This window comes from Agrobacterium sp. ST15.13.013 (genome assembly GCF_027956525.1).
Taxonomy (GTDB): Bacteria; Pseudomonadota; Alphaproteobacteria; order Rhizobiales; family Rhizobiaceae; genus Agrobacterium; species Agrobacterium salinitolerans.
Map to the genome: position 1 here is coordinate 183,727 of NZ_JAQKGP010000003.1, position 20,505 is coordinate 204,231.

Annotated in this window: 17 protein-coding genes; 6 read left to right on the top strand and 11 right to left on the bottom strand. The window is 60.0% G+C overall.

The window, feature by feature from the left end; all coding sequences use genetic code 11:
* Positions 1-4: 4 nt before the first annotated feature.
* Positions 5-2,443, top strand: coding sequence for a DUF1217 domain-containing protein (locus PL597_RS04540; protein WP_077983336.1), 2,439 nt, complete (start codon positions 5-7; stop codon positions 2,441-2,443).
* A gap of 36 nt (positions 2,444-2,479) precedes the next feature.
* Here PL597_RS04540 and PL597_RS04545 read toward each other — a convergent pair whose 3' ends face one another.
* Positions 2,480-3,430 (bottom strand): LysR substrate-binding domain-containing protein, encoded by a 951-nt coding sequence (locus tag PL597_RS04545; RefSeq protein ID WP_077983334.1) that lies wholly within the window; start codon positions 3,428-3,430, stop codon positions 2,480-2,482.
* Positions 3,431-3,631: 201 nt separating this feature from the next.
* On the opposite strand from PL597_RS04545, the gene PL597_RS04550 reads away from it, so the two are divergent.
* Complete coding sequence (locus tag PL597_RS04550) at positions 3,632-3,925, top strand: DUF1127 domain-containing protein (protein ID WP_271364666.1); 294 nt, start codon at positions 3,632-3,634, stop codon at positions 3,923-3,925.
* 159 nt (positions 3,926-4,084) lie between these two features.
* On the opposite strand, the gene PL597_RS04555 is transcribed toward PL597_RS04550, so the two are convergent.
* From PL597_RS04555 to PL597_RS04585, 7 genes are all read right to left on the bottom strand, one after another.
* The gene (locus tag PL597_RS04555) at positions 4,085-5,458 is read right to left on the bottom strand and encodes a glutamate--cysteine ligase (RefSeq protein WP_271364667.1); all 1,374 of its coding nucleotides are present in this window, start codon (positions 5,456-5,458) and stop codon (positions 4,085-4,087) included.
* A gap of 118 nt (positions 5,459-5,576) precedes the next feature.
* Positions 5,577-6,314 (bottom strand): 16S rRNA (uracil(1498)-N(3))-methyltransferase, encoded by a 738-nt coding sequence (locus PL597_RS04560; protein WP_269826034.1) that lies wholly within the window; start codon positions 6,312-6,314, stop codon positions 5,577-5,579.
* 17 nt (positions 6,315-6,331) lie between these two features.
* The gene (locus PL597_RS04565; RefSeq protein WP_077983331.1) at positions 6,332-7,837 is read right to left on the bottom strand and encodes an inorganic phosphate transporter; all 1,506 of its coding nucleotides are present in this window, start codon (positions 7,835-7,837) and stop codon (positions 6,332-6,334) included.
* Positions 7,838-7,999: 162 nt separating this feature from the next.
* On the bottom strand, positions 8,000-8,440 hold the full coding sequence (locus PL597_RS04570) for an NUDIX hydrolase (protein WP_269823307.1): 441 nt from the start codon (positions 8,438-8,440) through the stop codon (positions 8,000-8,002).
* A 275-nt stretch (positions 8,441-8,715) separates the two neighbouring features.
* On the bottom strand, positions 8,716-9,486 hold the full coding sequence (locus PL597_RS04575; RefSeq protein WP_137409815.1) for an HAD family hydrolase: 771 nt from the start codon (positions 9,484-9,486) through the stop codon (positions 8,716-8,718).
* Positions 9,483-10,829 (bottom strand): glycosyltransferase family 4 protein, encoded by a 1,347-nt coding sequence (locus PL597_RS04580; RefSeq protein WP_162520476.1) that lies wholly within the window; start codon positions 10,827-10,829, stop codon positions 9,483-9,485. The genes PL597_RS04575 and PL597_RS04580 overlap by 4 nt, the downstream gene beginning before the upstream one ends.
* 100 nt (positions 10,830-10,929) lie before the next feature.
* Positions 10,930-11,703, bottom strand: a complete 774-nt coding sequence (locus PL597_RS04585; RefSeq protein WP_142912806.1) for a FadR/GntR family transcriptional regulator — start codon at positions 11,701-11,703, stop codon at positions 10,930-10,932.
* Between the two features lie 395 nt (positions 11,704-12,098).
* Between PL597_RS04585 and PL597_RS04590 the strand changes: the two genes are divergently transcribed.
* The gene (locus tag PL597_RS04590; protein ID WP_191217040.1) at positions 12,099-13,373 is read left to right on the top strand and encodes a DUF3422 family protein; all 1,275 of its coding nucleotides are present in this window, start codon (positions 12,099-12,101) and stop codon (positions 13,371-13,373) included.
* Between the two features lie 10 nt (positions 13,374-13,383).
* Here the strand turns inward: PL597_RS04590 and PL597_RS04595 are convergent, their stop codons facing one another.
* A complete protein-coding gene (locus PL597_RS04595) occupies positions 13,384-14,283 on the bottom strand; it encodes a LysR family transcriptional regulator (protein WP_137409818.1) in 900 nt (299 codons plus the stop codon).
* 110 nt (positions 14,284-14,393) lie between these two features.
* Here PL597_RS04595 and PL597_RS04600 point away from each other — a divergent pair, with 110 nt between their 5' ends.
* From PL597_RS04600 to glcF, 3 genes are all read left to right on the top strand, one after another.
* Positions 14,394-15,827 (top strand): FAD-linked oxidase C-terminal domain-containing protein, encoded by a 1,434-nt coding sequence (locus PL597_RS04600; protein ID WP_137409819.1) that lies wholly within the window; start codon positions 14,394-14,396, stop codon positions 15,825-15,827.
* A 223-nt stretch (positions 15,828-16,050) separates the two neighbouring features.
* Positions 16,051-17,265: a glycolate oxidase subunit GlcE gene (gene glcE, locus PL597_RS04605; protein WP_142912810.1), complete on the top strand. Its 1,215-nt coding sequence runs from the start codon at positions 16,051-16,053 to the stop codon at positions 17,263-17,265.
* Positions 17,266-17,268: 3 nt separating this feature from the next.
* Positions 17,269-18,570 carry a glycolate oxidase subunit GlcF gene (glcF, locus tag PL597_RS04610; RefSeq protein WP_271364668.1) on the top strand — a complete coding sequence of 434 codons (1,302 nt, stop codon included), beginning with the start codon at positions 17,269-17,271 and terminating at the stop codon, positions 18,568-18,570.
* A 210-nt stretch (positions 18,571-18,780) separates the two neighbouring features.
* Here glcF and PL597_RS04615 read toward each other — a convergent pair whose 3' ends face one another.
* Both PL597_RS04615 and PL597_RS04620 read right to left on the bottom strand, forming a co-directional pair.
* The gene (locus PL597_RS04615; protein ID WP_149146854.1) at positions 18,781-19,440 is read right to left on the bottom strand and encodes an outer membrane beta-barrel protein; all 660 of its coding nucleotides are present in this window, start codon (positions 19,438-19,440) and stop codon (positions 18,781-18,783) included.
* 263 nt (positions 19,441-19,703) lie between these two features.
* On the bottom strand, positions 19,704-20,480 hold the full coding sequence (locus tag PL597_RS04620) for a L,D-transpeptidase (protein WP_269826031.1): 777 nt from the start codon (positions 20,478-20,480) through the stop codon (positions 19,704-19,706).
* Positions 20,481-20,505: the final 25 nt, after the last annotated feature.

Here is a 20,505-nt window from a genome sequence, read left to right on the forward strand (position 1 = left end):
TCGGATGGTATCGACTTTTCTCAGCTACGACCTCATCAACCGCGATATGAAGACGAGCATTTCGCGCGTGTCGCAGCAGGGACTCGTGGAGCGGCAGACGAAATATTACAAGGAAAACATCGGCAATGTGAAAAGCGTCGATGAGTTCCTCGATAATTACCAGCTCTATTCCTATGCCATGGATGCCTTCGGTCTCGGCGAGATGACCTATGCCAAGGCCTTCATGAAAAAGGTGCTCGATAGCGACCTGAATGATCAGAACAGCTTCGCGAACAAGCTGACCGACGAGCGTTATCGGGAATTTGCTGCCGCCTTCAATTTCAGCTCTTCGACGAAGACCGTGCAGACGGACGCGCAGCTCGACAAGATGATCGGGCTTTATGATACGTCGATCACCAATCTGAACGACAGCCTTGCGGAAGAGACGCGTTATTACAAGGCAATCATCGGCACGGTCACCAATGCCGATCAGCTGCTTCGCAACGACCGCACCCGCGCCTATATCTTCCAGGTCTTCGGCATTGATGAGAAGACCTATTCCTATGCCCACATCAAGGGCTTGATGACGAGCGACGTTTCCGATCCGGACAGCTACATCAACCAGAAATTCGGCGCGGCCTATAATGACGCGGTCGAAAAGCTGGCGATGAAGGGCAATATCGAACTGCACGGGCAGGTCACCGCGCGTATCACGGCAATCGATACCGAACTTGCCGGCACCGGCCTGACGGCTGATGAGCGCTCCAAACTCGAGGCGGAGAAGGTGACGCGTCAGGACCAGCTGACCCAGCTGGAGGCCGTTCTGCCGCCGCAGGATCAGTGGGAGGCAAAGCTCGCGGCAATCAAGGCGGAACAGACGACGCTGTCGAACACCGTCAACCAATATAACAAGATGGCGCAACTGGCCAATGCCTTCGAATTCGGGAATGACGGTACGGTCGTCGCCGGCGGGGCAATGACAGCCGAAAATCTGAAAGCCGTCACGGACTCTTATATCGGCAGCGCGCCGCGCGTGACGCCGACCGTCGCGACGCTGAATCGGGATTATTTCGAATCCAAGATTGGGTCCATCACGACGGTAGAGGAACTGGTGTCGGATGCGCGGCTTCTCAATTACATCAGAACGGCCTTCGACCTGAACGACCTGACCATCGTGCCAGCGACGATCAAGAACATCCTCACCAGCGATCTCAGCGATCCGAACAATTACATCGCGACCCTGGGCAGGAACGACAAACGTTACCTCGCCCTGAAAAACGCATTCAATTTTCTCCCCGATGGGACGCTCGCGGCCGGCGCGACGCCGCAGACAACAACACAGACCGCGACGACCACCGGCGGTTACATGACACATTACAACGATGCGGACGAGGCAGCTGACGCAAAGGCGCTCACGCTGTTCAAGAGCAGTATTGGCAATGTTAGAAGCGTCAATGATTTTCTTGGAACCAATGCCGTCTATACCTATGCGCTGAAAGCCGTCGGTCTCGATCCTGCCAAGGTGAACATCTCCGACATCAAGAAGGTGCTGACCAGCGACCTCCAGGACAAGAAGAGCTACGTTTATACGCTGAAGGACGACCGGTATGTAAAGCTTGCCGAACTCTTCAACTTCGCCAAGGACGGTTCGGTCGGCACACCCATTCTGGCGCAGTCCGAAATCGAGCTGCAGACCATGTCAGCCGACTACATCAAGAAGAAATCGGCTTTCGGTACCGACAAGGACAAGGAAGCGGCAACGACCGAGGCAAAATATTTCTCGGGCGAGATGCAGAAGATCAAGACGCTGAGTGAATTCCTCGCCAATGATCGCCTGACCAAATTCGCGATGGAATCGCTCGGTATCGACCCCAAAAGCGTGACCAAGGAACAGCTGCAGAAAATCTTCACGTCTGACCTCGATGACAAGAACAGCTACGTCAACAAGGAGATGGACCCGGTCTTCCGCCGCCTCGTCACCGCATTCAATTTCGACAAGGAGGGCAAACTCCTTCATGAAGACCGCAGCCTGATCCAGACACGGCGCGGACTTTATGAAACGCTCGACAATTATCTGACCCAGACGCTGGAAACGCAGGCGGGTGAAGAAAACGCCGGTGTGCGACTGGCGCTCTATTTCAAGCGCATGGCGGCGGGGACGACGTCCTATTATTCGATCCTTGCCGATACTGCGATCCAGAACTTCATCAAGACCACCTTCGGCATTCCCGATGAACTCGGCAATGCGGGCGTCGATACCCAGGTGGCGATGATGAAGAAATATTTCGACATCAAGGATTTTCAGGATCCGGATAAGGTCAAGAAGCTGATCGCCCGCTTCACCATCATGTACGACAACCAGCAGAACGTCGCCGATCCCATCATGACGCTGTTCAACGGCAGCGGCTCGGCGGGTATCAGCGGCGACACGCTGCTGGCGGTCGCAACGTTGCGAGCACGGTAGGTGAGAAAGGCCGGGTTTGCCCGGCCTTCAAGAGAGTCACCATCCCGGCAGCATATGCCCGGCGCGCAGGCGCGGCATCTTGGGGAACGTCTTCACGTCGCTATCCATCTCGTCAACCACGGCCATCGGTGAGATGTTGTCGAGGCAGGCTGTGATGTGGTCTGTAATGGCATTCACCAGTGACGGTGAGAGGCCCGGCCTTTTCATCAGGCCGATCTGCACCGGCGGCAGGGGCGGGAAACCGTCGGCGGCGGTCAGAACCTTCATGCCGGTGCGTAGCGCCGATTCAGGCAGGACCGAGACGGCCATGCCGGCCAGCACGGCGGCGGCGACGACGGTCGAGGACCAGCTCGTGAACAGCACCTGATAGTCCCGCCCATCGGCATCGAGCGCCGAACAGGCAAGCTGACGCCAGTGGCAGTCGCGCCGCCCGACGGCGAGCGGCACGGGTGCATCGTCCTTCAGCGGATGGTTGGCGGAGGCGACCCAGCAGAGCGGTTCAGTGCGCACCACATCGGAGGAACGGGCGCGCGGATTATGGGTAACAAGCGCGATATCGAGATCGCCTCGGTTCATTTTTTCGGCAAGGCTGGCTGAGGGTTCGCAGACAATATAAAGCTCGACATTCGGGTGGGTCTTTGCGAAGCGCCCGATGATTTCAGGCATATAGCGGTCGGCGTAATCATCAGGGGTGCCGATGCGCAGCGTGCCTTCCAGCCGGTTGTCGTCGAAGGCGGCGATCGCCTCATTGTTGAGGCGGATGATACGCCGGGCGTAATTCATCAGTTTTTCACCCTCCGCCGTCAGACGGTTGCCACGCCCGTCCTTGGCGAAAAGCTGCTTGCCGATGCGCTCTTCCAGCCGCCGCATCTGCATGGAGACGGCGGATTGCGTCTTGAAAACGCGGTCAGCGGCTTTGGTAAAGCTGCCCGTATCGACGATGGCGATGAAGGTATGCAGCTGGTCTATGTCGAGAGGTGCGGACATGGATAGTGATCCATCAGAATGATTGATGTCTCACATTAGAAACATTCGTTGGACTGATCAATAGTCTTGCGACATTTTGACACCAAGCAAATCAGGATCAACCCGGGCCGACGGGATGTCGGGCCCTAACCCAAGGCAGCTTCTCGCGCGTGGTGCGTCGGGGGCGGTGCCGCCTCGTGCCGTTACGAAAGGATAAGTATCATGCGCACGGCAGAACGGAGAATGGAACTGGAACTTGTAACCGCACGGCCGGGGGACGTCTGGCGTCGCGCCGCTGTGCTGGGTGTTTCCGGCGTTAAAACCTTCGTGCAGCGCATCTACAATCGTATCGTGGCCAATGGTCTCACGGAACTTGATGACCGTCTTCTTGCCGATATCGGTCTGTCGCGGTCGGATGTCAGCGATGCTCTCAATACCGGCCTGTTGGAAGATCCGACGGCACATCTCACCCGGGCCGCGCGCAAACGTGCGGTCACGCGCTTCAAGACGCTTTGAAATTCCGCCTCCGGCAGACCTCCAGCTGCCGGACGTGGCTTCCAGCCGCAAGGTTTTCCCCGCAGGGTGATTTGCCAATAGCCCTGCCTTTGCCCGGTGTCAGGCCCCCTCGGCCGCGCCGGGCTTTTTTAATTGTGGTGCAGCTTCAGCACCAATACCTCAATATTGATATTCTTCGAAGACGGGCAGCACCGAGCCGCCCCAGCGGCCGTGATAAAGCGCAAGCAGGTCTTCCGCGAGCGTGGTCTTCTTGGCCAGCACCTCGTCCAGCGACGAGAGGAACACGGTCTCGTCCTGACCTTCGCCATTCAGCCGCTTGCGGTTTTTGAGGCCGGTGCGGGAAATGTCGAGAACCTCGCGGGCAATGCCGAGAAGCGGCTTGCCGGCAATCTCGGCATTGAGCCCCTTGGCCGGCACAGCGTTGCGAAGCGCGATCACCTCATCGAAGCTCCAGCCGGCGGTCAGCGCATCGGCAGCGGTCAACGCCTCGTCATCGTAAAGAAGACCGACCCAGAAAGCGGGAAGGGCGCAGATGCGCCGCCACGGGCCGCCATCCGCACCGCGCATTTCGAGGAAACGCTTCAGGCGGACATCGGGGAAAAGCGTGGAGAGGTGGTTCGTCCAGTCGCCCATGGTCGGCTCCCATGCGGCGATTTCGCCCTTCAGAGCCCCGTTCATGAACTGACGGAAGGTGACATGGGTGCAATCGTGATATTTGCCGTCGCGCACGATGAAATACATCGGCACATCAAGCGCCCATTCGACATAATCCTTGAAGCCGAAATCGTCGTTGAAGGTGAAGGGCAGCACACCGGAGCGGCGATTGTCGGTGTCGCGCCAGATATCGCCGCGCCAGGAGAGGAGCCCATTCGGCTTGCCCTCGGTAAAGGGCGACGAGGCAAAAAGCGCGGTTGCCAGCGATTGCAGCTTCATGGAAACGCGCATCTTCCGGCGCATGTCCGCTTCGGAGGAGAAGTCGAGATTAACCTGAATGGTGCAGGTGCGGTACATCATGTCGAGACCCTTGGTCCCGACCTTCGGCATATAGCGCGTCATGATCGCGTAGCGCGATTTCGGCATGCGCGGCGTCTCGTCATAGCTCCACAGCGGGCTGCCGCCGATGCCGAGGAAACGGATGTCCATGGGCTCGGCTACTTCGCGCAGCATCGCCAGATGCTGGTTGGATTCCTTGCACGTCTGGTGCAGGTTTTCGAGCGGCGCGCCCGATAGCTCGAACTGGCCGCCCGGCTCGATGGAGATGGCGCCCATGCCGTGCTGCTCGCCAAGGCCGATGATGTTCCCGGCGTCCATGATCGGCTCCCAGCCGAGCTTTTCCTGCATGCCCTTCAAGAGCGCGGAAATGCTGGCCTCGCCGAAATAGGGGACGGGACTGTTATCCTCTCGGAAAAACGCGAATTTTTCGTGCTCGGTGCCGATGCGGAAGTCGGCTTCAGCTTTGCAACCGCCCGCCAGATAGTCTGTAAGCTCCGTGACGGAGGAGAGGGGGGTCTGGTCGGTCGTGTCGCGTGCCATGGCTTACCTTGTTATGACGTCTCTGTTGCGGCGAGGCATATGATTGGCAGATAGGGCCGGATCGTATCCGCTGGCAAATGAATTTCTTTTAAAGATGCATGAAGCGCAACGGGGCCGTTCAATTCCAGTCGCCGATCGCCGCCTGAATGACCGCGAGCGCGGCGACGGCGGCCGTATCGGCCCTCAGGATGCGCGGCCCGAGCGGAATGGGGGTAACGAAGGCAAGGCCGCGCAGAAGCTCCCTTTCTTCCTCGGAAAATCCGCCTTCCGGACCGACCAGCAGGGCAAGTTTGCGCTCCGTCACGGCTTGCAGGATCGGCAGCGGATTTTGCCCCGCATCGCCTTCGTCGCAATAGACGATGCGCCGGTCGTGGGGCCAGGTCTCGAGCATGTCCTTCAGTTTCACCGGCTCGGCTACCTCGGGCAGGGACAGTATGCCGCACTGCTCGGCGGCTTCGATAGCGTTGGCGCGCAGTTTTTCGGTATTGTGGATCTTGCCCTGAACATGCTGCGTCATCACCGGCTGCAACAGCCCGGCGCCCATCTCCACCGCCTTCTGCACCAGATAATCCATGCGCCCGGTTTTCAGCGGCGCGAAAAGATAATGCAGGTCCGGGGCGTTCGGCTGGGGCCGTGTCTGCTCGATGGGGACGAGAACGATCTTCTTGCGGCTCGGAAACGCGAGTTTCGCTTTCCATTCGCCGTCGCGACCGTTGAACAAAAGGATTTCCGCACCGTCGGTCATGCGCAGCACATTGGCGAGATAGTTGAATTGTTCGGCCGTTGCCTCCTGCGCGACGCCTTCGGCAAGGCTGGCTTCGATATAAAGGCGTTGCATCCGGAAATTTGCGCGCATGGGGTTCTGTTTCAGGTTCAGAGAAAGAGAGAGGACATGAGCCAGTAGAGCAGCGCCGCAAGCGTTGCACTGGAAGGAACGGTGACCAGCCAGGCGGCGATGATCGTCATGAAGTGGGAGCGGCGGACGAGATAACGGCGGCGTATCTCAGAAGGATTGTCGACATATCTTTCGGATCGGCGGGGCCTACCGTCACCAGCTTGAACAAGCTCCTGTCGCCGCCGCGACGATTGCGTGTACCATTCGCGGAAGAAACCAACGCCGAACACCGCGCCGATTGCCGTGTGGGTGGTGCTGACCGGCAGACCGAAGCGCGAGGCAATGAGCACGGTGAGCGCCGTGGCCACGGAAACGCAGAAGGCGCGCATCGGATTGAGCTTGGTGATCTGCTCGCCGACGAGGCGGATGAGGCGCGGGCCATAAAGAAGAATGCCGCAGGAAAGCCCGAAGGCGCCAACCAGCATTACCCATAGCGGCGCACGGGCGGATGTCTGCACCGCCTCGTCATGCAGGGCCCGCACGATGGCCACGACCGGACCGATGGCGTTCGAAACGTCATTCGCCCCATGAGCGAAGGACATCAGGCCGGCGGCGAGAACCAGCGGCCACTGGAACAGCGTCCGAAGCGACTGGTTGCGGTTTTCCAATCCCTCCGATTGTTTTCGGATGATCGGCACGCAGAGCCGCCAGACCACGAGCCCGGTCACAAGCCCCATGAGGCTGGCATGGCCAAGCGACACATGCATCAGCTGCCGCAATCCGACCCAGATGAGGTAGGCCATGAAGACGCCCGCCATCAAACCGATGAGAACCGGCACCCACAGCCGGGCGGCGGCGAGCTTGTCCTCGCGGTAAATGATGAATTCCTTGATGAAAGCAAGGATGGCGACGGCGATGATGGCGCTGATGAAGGGTGCCAGCACCCATGCGAAGGCGATGCTGCCGAGCGAAAGCCAGTCGACCGCCTTCGCTCCATAGGCCGCCATTCCAGCGCCCGCAACCCCGCCCACCACCGTATGGGTGGTGGAAATCGGCGCCCTTGTCCATGTCGAGACATTGACGAGAAGGCCGGCGGCGAGAAGCGCCGAGAGCATGGCCCATGAAAAGGCGGTCCTGTCGGGAATTGTGCCGATGTTGATGATACCGCTGGAAATGGTCTCGACGACGTTGCCGCCAGTTATAAGCGCCCCGGCAATCTCGCAGATGGCGGCGATGATGAGGGCGGCGGCAAGCGGCATGGCCTTGGCGCCCACCGCCGGGCCGACATTGTTCGTAACGTCGTTCGCACCGATGTTGATCGCCATATAGGCGCCGATGGCGACGGCGGCGATAATTATGACCGAACCCGCGGTGCCGGTGACGAAGACGCCGGCGAAGATGGCCGCCAGAACAACGAACATGAACCCTGCGCCAAGGCCGGCGAGCTGCTGCGTGACGTGCAGCGTCGCTTCCTCGACACGGGTAATCTTGTCGAGATCCTTATCGAGCGTTTGTTTCATGTTCAATGGCGGCTTGATTGCCATTCACACCTCGTTTGCCAGCATTCCCTTTCGTCCGGCAGCGTCGCAGGTTGAAGGCAATTTTACAGAAAGACTGTTACATCTCGCACATCTTTCCAAAAGGAAAGACGATAAAGGCCAGGTTGGAAAAACAAACTGCTCATTGCCATGTCAAGGGCGGTCGCACTATTTCGAATGCGCCATCCGCTTGTCGAAAGCGAGCATCAGTGCTTTCAGTTCCGGCTCGTTGACACGTTTTCCCGCCTCTTGGGGGCTGACCCATTCCAGCCGCCTCGATTCCTTCTCGGGAAAGCTTTCCTGCATCTCCGAGACTTCGAGCAGATGCACCTGAACCCTGCACGGCACATTGACGCCGCTGTTCAGCTTTTTCTCGTATTCGTAATAACCGAAAGGCGCCTTTTCCACCGTGCCTTTGACGCCGGCTTCCTCATAGGCTTCCTGCTCGGCCACGGCATGGGCCTTCTTGTTGGCCATAGGCCAGCCCTTGGGAATGACCCAGCGTCCCGTATCCCGGCTGGTCAGCAGCAACACTTCCGGTCCCGGATTCTTCTTGGACAATCGATAGCACAGCGCCGCATATTGCTGTCGCGGCGGTCTGCGCAACATCAAGCCAACATCTGTCGCCAATCGATTCAAAATCTTCAATCCGAATAGGTCCTTCTTTGCCCGCTAATGATAATTGCTAATATAGATACTCCGTAAATTCCGCCAATCCCTCATCACCCATAACCCACTACTCTCTTCATGCTGATGAAGCCTGCAGGCCCGGAAAAAATACGGAAGATGTGCGAACAGGGCTTCGACCGGGCAGCTTCCCGGGCAAACAGCCGATTGCGGCAATCGCGGTTTTGTCCGCTTTCAGGTCCTGAAACGCAAAACCGCTATGAATAATTGCCGATATTGCGCCTGTCGGGATTTAATCCCCAATGTCGGAGACCTTCGATCACGCCATCGGCTTCCGTCGCACGCGCCTGGAAGAAGCGATTGCCGCGGCCCGCCAGTGAGACAAGCTCCGGCAATGCATTGCCCACGATCACGCCGCGAATATCATTCAGTTCGAACATCGCCCGATCATTGCCAGTATCGCCCGCGACCGCTGATTCGTCGAGGCCGATGCGCAATTGTCCACATAACCATGCAAGCGCCGCACCCTTGTCAGCGGCCTTTGGCAATATGTCGAGATCGCGGTCGCTGGAATAGACGATGCGGGCATCGATATCGGCCGCCACAAGCGCTGCTTCGATCTCGCCAAGCGCCGCATCATCAGCGCCATGCAGGAACCAGCTGGATTTCAGGCCGTGCTGATAGCGCTCCTCCTGCATCGTCACGCCAGGCACGCCGGCCATCACGTCGATGATCCTCTGCGGATCGAAACCGGTGCCGAGAGAGGTTTTATAGGCGCTTTCGAGCTCGCCACGCTCTTTCGCGTGCAGCATGGTGCCGACGCCGCCGATGATATAGTCGGGCTGCGGCAGTGGCACCTCTTCGAGCAGCGCAAGCTGGTCGTCGATCAGCCTGCCGCTGTTGAAAACCAGAAGGGGACGTTGACCGTCCGGCAACGAATACCAGAAATCGCGGAACCGGCGCGTGGCGTCGTTATCGCCGACGACGGTTCCGTCGAGATCTGTGGAAAAAAGGCGAAGCGGTCTCAATCGCCATCATTCCATGGTTCGGCCCAATCGGCTTCTTCCAGAACCGGCATCATGGTCCTGCCTTCCACAAGGGCGAGAAGCTGCTGGGCGATGCCGGTCCATGTGAACAGGCTGCGCGCCTTATGCGCCCCCATGCGGGAGAGCCGCCCGTAAAGCCGCTCATGTTTGAACGGCTTCATCATGGTGATGCCAAGGTCTTCCTTGTCGAAAGGATCGGCAAACAGCGCATGGCGGCCATAGCTGATGGCCCGGAACAATCCGCCATGGGTGGTGACGACGGTGGGCGTACCGCTCGCCATCGCCTCGATCGCCGTCATGCCAAAGGGTTCATAGCGGCTTGAGAGCACGAAGAGATCGGCGGCGCGATAAATGTCCGGCAGGTCCTCATCCGTGACGTAGCCGGAAAAGGCCACCTTGTCTTCGAGACCGAGCGCTCTCACCCGCTCCTTCAGCTGGTTGAGGATCGTGGTTTCCTGCTCGTCCATATTCTCGCCGCCGACCGCCAGATGCAGCCGGGCTTCCGGTTCTCGCTCGGCAAGAACGGAGAAACCGTCGATCAGCAGGTCGTAACCCTTGTTGGTGGCGAGGCGTCCAAGCGCCAGCACCGTCTTGCCCTCGAAACCGAAGCGCTGGCGGATCATCTGCCGCGTCGCATCGGAAACTGGGAAGAAACGGTTGTCATCATAACCCGGCGGGATCATGTGGATATGTTTGCGCTTCAGGCCATAATCCTCGATTAGAACATCGAGCTGCACCGGCGTCGTGGCGATTACCATGTCGCAGCTGCGATAGATGATCAGCTCGTGCTGGATACGTTCCCTGAAGTTGAATTCCAGTTCGAACGTATCGGCCTTTTCCGGATAATCGGTCTCCATCTGGCGCTTTTTCCAGATGCCGAGCGAATGCGGCGTGTGCAGATGGGGGATTTTCAGCGCTTCGGAGAGCCGCTGCCCCGCCACGCCAGCATCCCAGTAATGGCTGTTGATGAAAGAATAATTCAGGTCGTTCTTCTTGATGAAACGCAACGCATTTTCGCACCACTCCATCAGGTGGCGGTGCAGATATTCCTTGGGAATGAAATCGCGGCCGCCGCAGGGAATGCGCACCACGCGGACGCGCTCGTCAACCTCATCAAATTCCGGCTGGTCTTCAAAACGGCGGGTGTAAAGATCGACAGTATAACCGAGCTGTCCGAGTTTGCGTGCAAGCTCAAGCACATAAACAACCTGCCCCCCGGTGTCCGCCGCGCCGAGTGGCGGGTGCGCGGCGACATAGCCATGCGTCGATATGAGAGCTATCCGCGGATAGCGTTCAGTTTCGCTCGTGGTCGTCATGGGTCCCATCTTGGTAAATTTTTCCAATTAACCCGATAAAAAGACCGAAGGGCACAAAAGGTTCCATCAAAAACTGAAAAAAGATGCCGTATTTTGCCGGATAGTGTTTTCAACCGCTGCGCTGCTGCTGCCTCAGACGCGAAATTCGGTCCCATTCCCGCGCCTGGTGGGCCTTGGATGTCGTCTCCACGATGAAGTCGATATGGGTCTCCGCCGCCGCCCTTGCCGCTGCCGGGTCGCCGGCGGCGATCGCATCGTGAATTGCGATATGCTGTCTCAGCACCTCATCATGGGCGCTGGACACGGTGAAGATGAGATGGCGATTATAAAAGATGTCGTCGCTCAGAAGCCGGTAGCAGGACCGTAACGTGTGCATCAGCACGATATTATGCGCCGCCTCGCCGATGGCGTTGTGAAACTCCACATCGCCCGCAAGCTCCTCTTCGAAACGGCCCGCCTCATGCGCTTCCCGCATTCTGTCTACGATGGCGGCAAGGTTGCGCCTGTCCGGTTCCGTCGCCCGCTGTGCGGCAAGTTCGGCGGTCATGCCTTCGATATAGCGGCGATATTCGAGGAAATCCCGCGTCGCCCGGCTGTGGCGGGTGATCAGCGCGCTCAAGGGATCGGAAAAGACCGGGCCGACAATATCGGCGACATAGGTGCCGCCGCCATGCCGGCTGGTAAGGAGGCCACGGGTCTCAAGCTCCTTCAGCGCTTCCCGCAGGATGGGCCGCGAGACATCGAGGCGTTGCGCCAGTTCGCGCTCGCCGGGCAGCCTGTCGCCGTCCCGCAATATGCCATCGAGGATCAGTTCCTCGAAACGCAAGATCACCTCCTGCGATGTGCGGCTGTGCTCGATGCGCGCAAAAAGCGTTTCGTCCATCGCAGAAGTCTCCGGCGAAATCCCGCCCCGTATTTCGATGGGGCAAATTATCAGCGAAGCAGCGCACTGGTCAAATATTCTATCCAGTTCCGCGCCTCATCCGCGCCATGCCTGCGGCAACACGGCATCTGCCTTTTCGAATTGGCTTTTGTTAAAGCAGCAGTAGGACAGGGCGACGAGGGCGGATTTTTCCGCCAGGTGGATCAAAACAATGACAGCGGCGTCGATTGCGGTGTTTTCATCGTGATCGATGTTTTAGAGTTTTTTCGCTTTTCTTCGAATCGCGAAAACACTCTAACTCTTTATTTTTGCCCATTTCCGGACGGAAAACCGGGGTCCACTTTTCCTGGAAATGCTCCAATGAAACCAGCGCAACAGGCGGGGACGATATTGCAATGGCCAAAGGTAGATTTGCTTTCGCAAGCGCGCCGGAAAGATCGCTGGCGCTCGGGGAGGTTCATGCGCGGCCAACGGTGCTTCTCGCACCCTCGCGCATCATCGTCCAGCTCGCCTTCATGATGGATGGCGGTTCCGCCGTGCATCACTCGGTCATCGCGGAAATGTCGCGCAGCCGCGGTGTTGCGCCGCCGGAGCGCGATGCCCGTCACCATGCCATGCCCTGGGGGCAGGGCACCTTGCGCTGGGAGCGGCATACCGAATTTTCGACCTGGTTCTGGGATGGCCCCGCGCCGGAAAAATTCGGAGGCGAGATTGCCGGCGATCCCTTCGGTGACGGCTTTTCGCCGCCCGGCTCGCTGATCTCGGGCGTGCGGCTTGAAATCCGCCCGGAAAATGGCGTGGCGTCTCAGGCGGAGACAATCTTCGAGCCGACCAGCCTCTGTCACAGTGACGTGCGTGACGGTCAGGCGGCGATCCTCACCGATTTCCGGCAGGATCGCGACGGGCTGACGCAGATATTGGTGATCGACCGGGGCCTCAGCGATTACAGCCGCGGTGCGCTGGTGCAGCGGCTGTTGGATATCGAGACCTATCGCACCCTTGCCATGCTCGGCCTTCCTATGGCGCAGACGCTGTCGCCGGAAATCCGCCGCATCGAGGACGGTTTGACGGGTATCACCCAGCGCATGAAAAACGGTGCGCGCGACGAGGCCGATGCGCTCTTGGCGGAAATGACCCGGCTTGCCGCGGAGCTGGAGGCCAATGCCGCGCTCAGCCTCTATCGCTTTGGCGCCAGCCGCGCCTATGACGGCATCGTGCGCGAACGCATCCGGGCGCTCGCCGAAACCCCGGTACAGGGCCATGAGACCATGGGTAGCTTTCTGGAACGGCGCATGGCGCCGGCCATGCGCACCTGCCAGTCGGTGGAGGAGCGGCAGGCCAACCTGTCGCGCAAGCTCTATCGCGCCACGGCGTTGGTTCGAAGCTGGATCGATGTGGAACTGGAACGGCAGAATACGGTGTTGCTGAACACCATGAACAAACGCGCCGCCATGCAGCTTCGCCTGCAGCAGACCGTGGAAGGCCTCTCGGTCGCCGCCATCTCCTATTATGTCGTCGGCCTTATCGGTTATCTCACCAAGGCAGTCAGCCATGACGTGCTGCCGGTCGACCCGACCGTCGTCACCGGCATTTCCGTTCCCTTCGCAGTGCTTGGCGTCTGGTGGGTGGTGCGCCGCATCCGCCGCTCCCATGCCGAGGGCGGGCATTGAAATCAGGATGTCAGCCCTGCTCCCAATAGGGTGAAGGCCCATAAAGCCCGGCGAGATAGTCGATGAACAGCCGCACCTTGGCAGGCAGGAACTGCCGGCTCGGATAAACCGCCGAGAGCGTGACGTTTCGCGATCCCTCATAACCCGGCAGAACCTGCACCAGCTTGCCGCTGCGCAATTCATGGCCGATATCCCAGGTGGAGCGCAGCGCAATGCCGAGCCCTGATATCACCGCCTCGCGGATCACCTCGCTGGAATTGGTGACCAGCATCCCCTCCGGGCGAATGCTCATCGCGCCGCTCGGTCCCTCCAGCCGCCAGACATCGTTATTATGGGCAGGCAGGCAGCGGTGCTTCTTCAAGTCCTCAATTGTTGTCGGCATACCGTGGGCAGCCACATAGTCCGCCGACGCGCAAAGCATGCGACGCACCGGCGCCAGCCTGCGAGCCACGAGGCTGGAGGAATTGAGATCGGCGATACGGATCGCCAGATCGTAACCACCCTCGATGATGTCGATGAATTCGTCGCTCAGCACCAGATTGACCGAAAGATCCGGATGCCGCTCCATGAAACCCTTCAGATGCGGCGCGATATGCATGCGCCCGAAGGAGGTCGGCGCGGAAACCTTCAGCGTACCGTTGACCGTATTGGCGCGGCCGGACACGAAATCCTCGGCCTCCTCCAGCCCTTCCAGCACGGCAAGCACCCGCTCGTAAAAGCCCTGTCCCGCTTCGGTCAAAGAGATTTGCCGCGTGGTGCGCTGGAAAAGCCGTGCGCCCAGCTTTTCTTCCAGCCGCTTGATGCGCTTGGAAATGACGGCGGGCGAATAACCAAGCTCCCTTGCGGCCAACGACATGCTGCCGGAGGCGGCAACGCTTGCGAAGACTTCCAGATCGCCCAGATTCGTCATAGTTGCCCTCGATTGTTTCCAGAATGGAAAAAATCCATAACATTTGATTGCGTCGTTTCAAAGTGGTAAAGAAAGAATACCAGTTGGTAAGATGGCATGGAGGAGGGGCGGTGACGCAGCCGATCAAGTTTCTGGAGCCGCGCGCGAAAGTCGTCGCGGGGCGTGACCGCATCATAGCGGACCTCAAGGATATTCTGCCGGCGGATTGTCTTGTGCACGAACCGCGCGAACTCGTGCCTTTCGAAACCGACGCCTTCGTCTCCTATCGCCGCCTGCCGCTGGCCGTGGCGTTACCGAAAACGACGGAGGAGGTGGCGGCGGTGATGACATATTGTCACCGTTACGGCATACCGGTTGTGCCGCGCGGGGCTGGCACCTCGCTCTCCGGCGGGGCGATCCCGCAAGAGGATGCGGTGGTGGTCGGCCTTTCCAAGATGGCCTCGATCCTCGAACTGGATTTTTATAACCGTACAGCGCGGGTGCAGGCGGGCGTCACCAATCTTTCCATTTCCGATGCGGCAGGTGCAGAAGGTTTCTTTTACGCGCCGGACCCCAGCTCGCAGCTTGCCTGCACCATCGGCGGCAATATCGGCATGAATTCCGGCGGCGCGCATTGCCTGAAATACGGCGTCACCACCAATAATCTGCTTGGCGTGAAAATGGTGCTTGTCGATGGCACAGTGCTGGAACTGGGCGGCAAGCACCTCGATGCGGCCGGCTACGATCTGCTCGCCCTCGTCTGCGGCTCGGAAGGTCAGCTCGGTATCGTCACGGAAGCGACAGTGCGGCTGATCGCCAGGCCGGAAGGCGCGCGACCGGTGCTGTTCGGCTTCGAGACGTCCGAGGAGGCCGGTTCCTGCGTGGCCGATATCATCGGGGCGGGCATCATCCCGGTCGCCATCGAATTCATGGACAAGCCAGCCATCGAAATTTGCGAGGCCTTCGCCAAAGCGGGCTATCCGCTGGATGTCGGCGCGCTGCTGATCGTCGAGGTCGAAGGCTCCGAGGCGGAAATGGATGCCATGCTGGCTGACATCGTGGCGATTGCCCGAAAACATGGGGTAAAGACGGTGAAGGAATGCCAGTCGGCGATGGAAGCGGCGGCAATCTGGAAAGGCCGCAAATCCGCCTTCGGCGCGACCGGCCGCATCGCGGATTATATCTGCATGGATGGAACGGTGCCGCTTTCGCAACTTTCTTATGTATTGAAAAAGACAAGCGAAATCACCGACCGGCTCGGCCTGCGCGTTGCCAATGTCTTCCATGCCGGCGATGGCAATATGCACCCGCTCATCCTGTTCAACGCCAACGATCCGGAGGACGCAGCCCGTGCGGAAGAGGCAGGCAATGAAATATTGAAGCTCTGCGTCGATGCCGGCGGTTGTCTCACCGGCGAACATGGTGTGGGCATCGAAAAACGGGACTTGATGCGCCACCAGTACGGCGAGGCCGATCTTGCCCAGCAGATGGCGGTGCGCGCGGCTTTCGATGAGGACTGGCTGATGAACCCTTCCAAGGTGTTTCCGCTGGAGGGGAGGGGATGATGGGTGTGGGATTTTTGACGTTGGAGAGTGTGGCTTACCCCCCTCTGCCCTGCCGGGCATCTCCCCCTCAAGGGGGGAGATCGGCAAGCGGAGAACACACCGCCCATGGAACGAGCGAGTGCGGCATATCGATCTCCCCCCTTGAGGGGGAGATGCCCGGCAGGGCAGAGGGGGGTGCCCCTCGCGCAAACGTCGCTGTCCCATGCCCGGAGCCCGCCGCCCCATGCTGACCCCCTATGCAGAAACCCAGGTCGCCGACATCATCCGCGACCACGCCGCGCGAAAATCCGCACTGAAAATCATCGGCGGCAACACCCGCTCCGGTTTCGGCAATGCTGTCACGGCAGATGAAGCACTCTCCTCCCGCGCGATGAACGGCATCGTCTCCTACCTGCCCGCCGAAATGGTCATGACCGTCAAGGCCGGCACCCCGCTCGCCACCGTCGAAGCGGCTCTCGCTGAAAACCGCCAGATGGTGGCCTTCGAGCCGATGGATCACCGCCCGATCATGGGCACCGAAGGTGAGCCGACCATTGGTGGCGTCTTCGCCGCCAATGTTTCCGGCCCGCGCCGTTATGTGGCCGGTGCGGCCCGCGACAGCCTGCTGGGTATCCGTTTCGTCAATGGCAGCGGTGAGGTCATCAAGGCCGGCGGCCGGGTGATGAAGAATGTCACCGGGCTTGATCTTTCGAAATTCCTGGCTGGGTCTTTCGGCACGCTCGGTTTCCTCACCGAAGTCACATTCCGCGTGCTGCCGAAACCGCCGGTGGAAAAAACCGTCGTCGTTTCCGGTCTCGACGATGAAGCGGCGACGCGCATCATGGCGGCGGCGATGGCGATGAGCGTCGAGGTTTCCGGCGCGGCGCATCTGCCGGAAAGCGTTCGTTCCCGTTTCATCGATGGCGGATTGCCGGACGGCCCGGCGACCATTCTGCGTCTGGAAGGCCTTGCGGCTTCGGTGGAGGCGCGCACGGCCAAACTCCTTTCCGTCATGGACCGGGTCGGGCCGTGGGCGCTGCTGGAGGCCGAGGAGAGCAGGCTTTTGTGGCGTCAGGTGCGCGATGTCGCACCCTATGCCGGGCGGGCGGCGAAGCCCTTGTGGAAAGTATCGGTCGCGCCTTCGGTGGGGCATCAGCTTGTTGCGGCGCTGCGCATGGAGGCGGGCATAGACGCCTTTTACGACTGGCAGGGCGGCCTTGTCTGGATGCAGATGGAGGCGGACCCCGAGGCGGATTTGCTGCGGGGCGCGATCCGGGCGCTTGGCGGCGGCCACGCGACTTTGGTGAGGGCAAGCGATGCGGCGCGCGCCACGGTCGCTGCCTTCGAACCGCGCCCGGCGGCGGAAGCGCTGCTTTCTGCGCGTATCAGGGAGAAGCTCGATCCGGCGGGCATCTTCAATCCCGGCAAGATGGCCGTAACGATGGAAGGGGCCGTCTGAACCATGCAAACATCATTCACATCAGAACAACTGGCCGATCCGCATGTGGCGGAATCCGAAAAAATCCTGCGCAAATGTGTGCATTGCGGCTTCTGCACCGCCACCTGTCCCACCTATGTCACGCTCGGCAACGAGCTGGACAGTCCGCGCGGCCGCATCTACCTCATCAAGGACATGCTGGAAAACAGTCGCCCGGCCGACCGCGAGGTCGTCACCCATATCGACCGCTGTCTTTCCTGCCTTGCCTGCACCACCACCTGTCCCTCCGGCGTGGATTACATGCATCTGGTCGATCATGCTCGCGCCCATATCGAACAGACATACAAGCGCCCCTTCAGGGATCGGCTGATCCGTAATCTTCTGGTTGCCGTCCTGCCCCATCCAGCCCGTTTCCGGCTGGCCCTGCATCTGGCCCGGCTGGCGCGGCCTTTCTCCAGTCTGCTTGCCAAGGTTCCGGCGCTGAAGCCGCTGCAATCCATGCTCGCTCTCGCCCCCGTCGCCGTGCCCGCGGCCTCCGCATCGACCCGTCCGGGAGAGCGGCCGGCCGAAGGCGAGAAACGTGGACGCGTGGCAATCCTCACCGGCTGCGCCCAGCCGGTGCTCGATCCCGGCATCAACGAGGCGACGTTGCGCCTGCTGGCGCGGCTCGGCATTGAGGTCGTGGTGCCGAAGGGGGAGGGCTGCTGCGGTTCTCTCGTGCATCATATGGGGCGCGAGGAAGAGGCGCTCACCTCCGCAAGGCGCAACGTTGACGTCTGGACGCGCGAGATGGAAAGCGGCGGTCTCGACGCCATCATCATCACCGCTTCCGGCTGCGGCACCACCATCAAGGATTACGGCCATATGCTGCGGCTCGATCCGGCCTATGCCGAAAAAGCCGCACGGGTCTCGGCTTTGGCGAAGGACATCACCGAATATCTCGCCACCCTCGATCTGCCGCAAAAGCAGAATCAGGGTCTGACGGTGGCCTATCATTCCGCCTGCTCCATGCAGCACGGCCAGAAAATAACGCTCGCCCCAAAACAATTGCTGAAGGCGGCGGGTTTCACCGTGCGCGATCCGGCGGAAGGGCATCTCTGCTGCGGCTCGGCCGGAACCTACAACATTCTGCAGCCGGAGATTTCCGCCACGCTGAAGGCGCGCAAGGTGAAGAACATCGAGGCCACACGGGCGGATGTCATCGCGACAGGCAATATCGGCTGCATCACGCAGATCGGAACCGGCACGGATATGCCGATCCTGCACACGGTGGAGCTGCTGGACTGGGCCTATGGCGGGCCGAAACCGGCGAGGCTTTCGGTTTAGAACGCCGTGTGCCGATAAGGCAGTGATCCAGCGCGCCATGACGTGTGCCGCAAAGATTGGGTCGTGAGGGTTTTCTTTGTTCTCTCCTCATCCCTGTGCTTGTCACAGGGATCCAGCCAGCCCAAGTCTTTGGGCTTGAAGGACTCTCCCCGCCGCGCAGACGCGCGTCGGCTGGATTCCTGTGACAAGCACATGAATGACGGAAGAGAGCTAGAACTTATACGCCACGCCGAAATTCACCGCATTGGTGATGATATCGGTCTTCAACGAGCCGCCATTGTCGATATCGACGTCGACGAAGGAATAGGTGCCCTTATATTCCACGAAGGTCGACCAGTTGTCGGTGATGCGGTAGCTGAGGCCGGCCTGCGCCTGCAGGGTTGCGCCGCCGAACTGGTATTCGAAGGTCCTGCCTGACGGGCGGTACACTTCCACATGCGGCACGTTGATGCCGACGCCGGCACCCACATAAGGGGTGATCGGCAGGGATTCCAGCGGGAAGCGATAGAGCGCATTCAGCGTCAAAAGGTTCAGGCCGTCGGTGAATTCGAAATGCGACCAGCCGGAACGGGCAAGCGTCTCGTCGTCGGCATAGACCTTGTCATGGGTGAAATCGAGCGAGATGCCGAAATTCCTGAGCTGGCCCTCATCGAACCAGTAGGTGCCGCGCACGCCCCAATAGGGTGGATTGGAAAACGACTTGCCTTCCCACCCGGCCCGGAAATCAGGCCCGTCGGAAACCGTCACATCGCTGTGCGGCGCGCTTTGCCAGCCGCCATAACCGGAAATTTCAAATTCGCCCGCGATTGCGGCAGAGAAGGAAACGCCGCTGAAGAGCAGGGCGCAAACAAATGAAGTATGGCGCGGCATGAAGTGAATCCAGATTGATATCAGTAATTCACCAAACCGTTTTTTTATAACATTTGAATGACAGAAACGAAAAACGGGCGGTCAGTTGACCACCCGTTTCAAGGCCGTTCCGTCATCTTTGTGAGAGAGGTCCGGCGCCTGGCGTCCCCCGCCAAGTCTCCTTCAATCAATCTAGCGCCGATTGTACCGCTGCGGGACGTCAATTCAAGCGCGATGCGCCGCCACGCCGAATATAAGCCTACGTATTAGCGGTGCCGTTGCCATCATATCACTATGACCTTGGTGCCCACATTCACGCGTTCATAGAGATCGGTGACGTCCTCGTTGCGCATGCGGATGCAGCCGGAGGAATTGTTGCTGCCGATTGTCCAGGGTTGGTTGGTGCCGTGGATGCGGTAAAGCGTCGAGCCGAGATACATGGCGCGCGCGCCCATCGGGTTCGCCGGGCCGCCTTCCATGAAGGCCGGCAGGTAATGTCCCTTCCTCGCCTCGCGGGTGATCATTTCCTTCGGCGGGGTCCAGCTCGGCCATTCCGCCTTGCGGGTCACCTTGTGGGTGCCTGCCCATTCGAAACCGGGCTTGCCGACACCGACGCCGTACCGCCGGGCCTTGCCATCGGCGAGAACGAGATAAAGGAAACGGTTCGGCGTATCGATGACGATGGTCCCGGGTTTTTCACTGGTCGTATAGGTGACGATCTGCGGCAGGAATTGCGGTGCGATCTGGGTGCGCACCGGCGCGTTGGGGCGTGCTGCGGCATTCTGCACCCTTGCCGGGCGCTGCGATGTGACGCCGGAGCTGGGGCGCTGCGGCATGACGGCCTGACGCCGCTGGAAGAACGGCTGGCGTGCGGCAGGGGCGCGCGGATAAACCACGGGGCGAACATTGCCGCGACCGCCGAGCTGGGTGACCCAGGGGGCGGAAAGATCGGGGCTGACGACAATGGGCGGACGCTCGCGATAACGCTCATTGGCCATGGCGGCCGGAACGGCAAAGGTGGAAACGAGGCTCAGCGCCAGAAAAACGGACTTCATCGTCATCGGGTGGACTCTCTCTGCGGGATGT

What these genes read in the sequence shown, in the direction of transcription:
- PL597_RS04615 (WP_149146854.1), bottom strand. Translation starts at nt 19,440, where the DNA reads ATGCCGCGCCATACTTCATTTGTTTGCGCCCTGCTCTTCAGCGGCGTT.
- PL597_RS04545 (WP_077983334.1), bottom strand. Translation starts at nt 3,430, where the DNA reads ATGTCCGCACCTCTCGACATAGACCAGCTGCATACCTTCATCGCCATC.
- PL597_RS04585 (WP_142912806.1), bottom strand. Translation starts at nt 11,703, where the DNA reads ATGGACGAAACGCTTTTTGCGCGCATCGAGCACAGCCGCACATCGCAG.
- glcF (WP_271364668.1), top strand. Translation starts at nt 17,269, where the DNA reads ATGCAAACATCATTCACATCAGAACAACTGGCCGATCCGCATGTGGCG.
- PL597_RS04595 (WP_137409818.1), bottom strand. Translation starts at nt 14,283, where the DNA reads ATGACGAATCTGGGCGATCTGGAAGTCTTCGCAAGCGTTGCCGCCTCC.
- PL597_RS04540 (WP_077983336.1), top strand. Translation starts at nt 5, where the DNA reads ATGGTATCGACTTTTCTCAGCTACGACCTCATCAACCGCGATATGAAG.
- PL597_RS04550 (WP_271364666.1), top strand. Translation starts at nt 3,632, where the DNA reads ATGCGCACGGCAGAACGGAGAATGGAACTGGAACTTGTAACCGCACGG.
- PL597_RS04570 (WP_269823307.1), bottom strand. Translation starts at nt 8,440, where the DNA reads ATGTTGCGCAGACCGCCGCGACAGCAATATGCGGCGCTGTGCTATCGA.
- PL597_RS04560 (WP_269826034.1), bottom strand. Translation starts at nt 6,314, where the DNA reads ATGCGCGCAAATTTCCGGATGCAACGCCTTTATATCGAAGCCAGCCTT.
- glcE (WP_142912810.1), top strand. Translation starts at nt 16,051, where the DNA reads ATGCTGACCCCCTATGCAGAAACCCAGGTCGCCGACATCATCCGCGAC.
- PL597_RS04565 (WP_077983331.1), bottom strand. Translation starts at nt 7,837, where the DNA reads ATGGCAATCAAGCCGCCATTGAACATGAAACAAACGCTCGATAAGGAT.
- PL597_RS04620 (WP_269826031.1), bottom strand. Translation starts at nt 20,480, where the DNA reads ATGACGATGAAGTCCGTTTTTCTGGCGCTGAGCCTCGTTTCCACCTTT.
- PL597_RS04555 (WP_271364667.1), bottom strand. Translation starts at nt 5,458, where the DNA reads ATGGCACGCGACACGACCGACCAGACCCCCCTCTCCTCCGTCACGGAG.
- PL597_RS04590 (WP_191217040.1), top strand. Translation starts at nt 12,099, where the DNA reads ATGGCCAAAGGTAGATTTGCTTTCGCAAGCGCGCCGGAAAGATCGCTG.
- PL597_RS04580 (WP_162520476.1), bottom strand. Translation starts at nt 10,829, where the DNA reads ATGGGACCCATGACGACCACGAGCGAAACTGAACGCTATCCGCGGATA.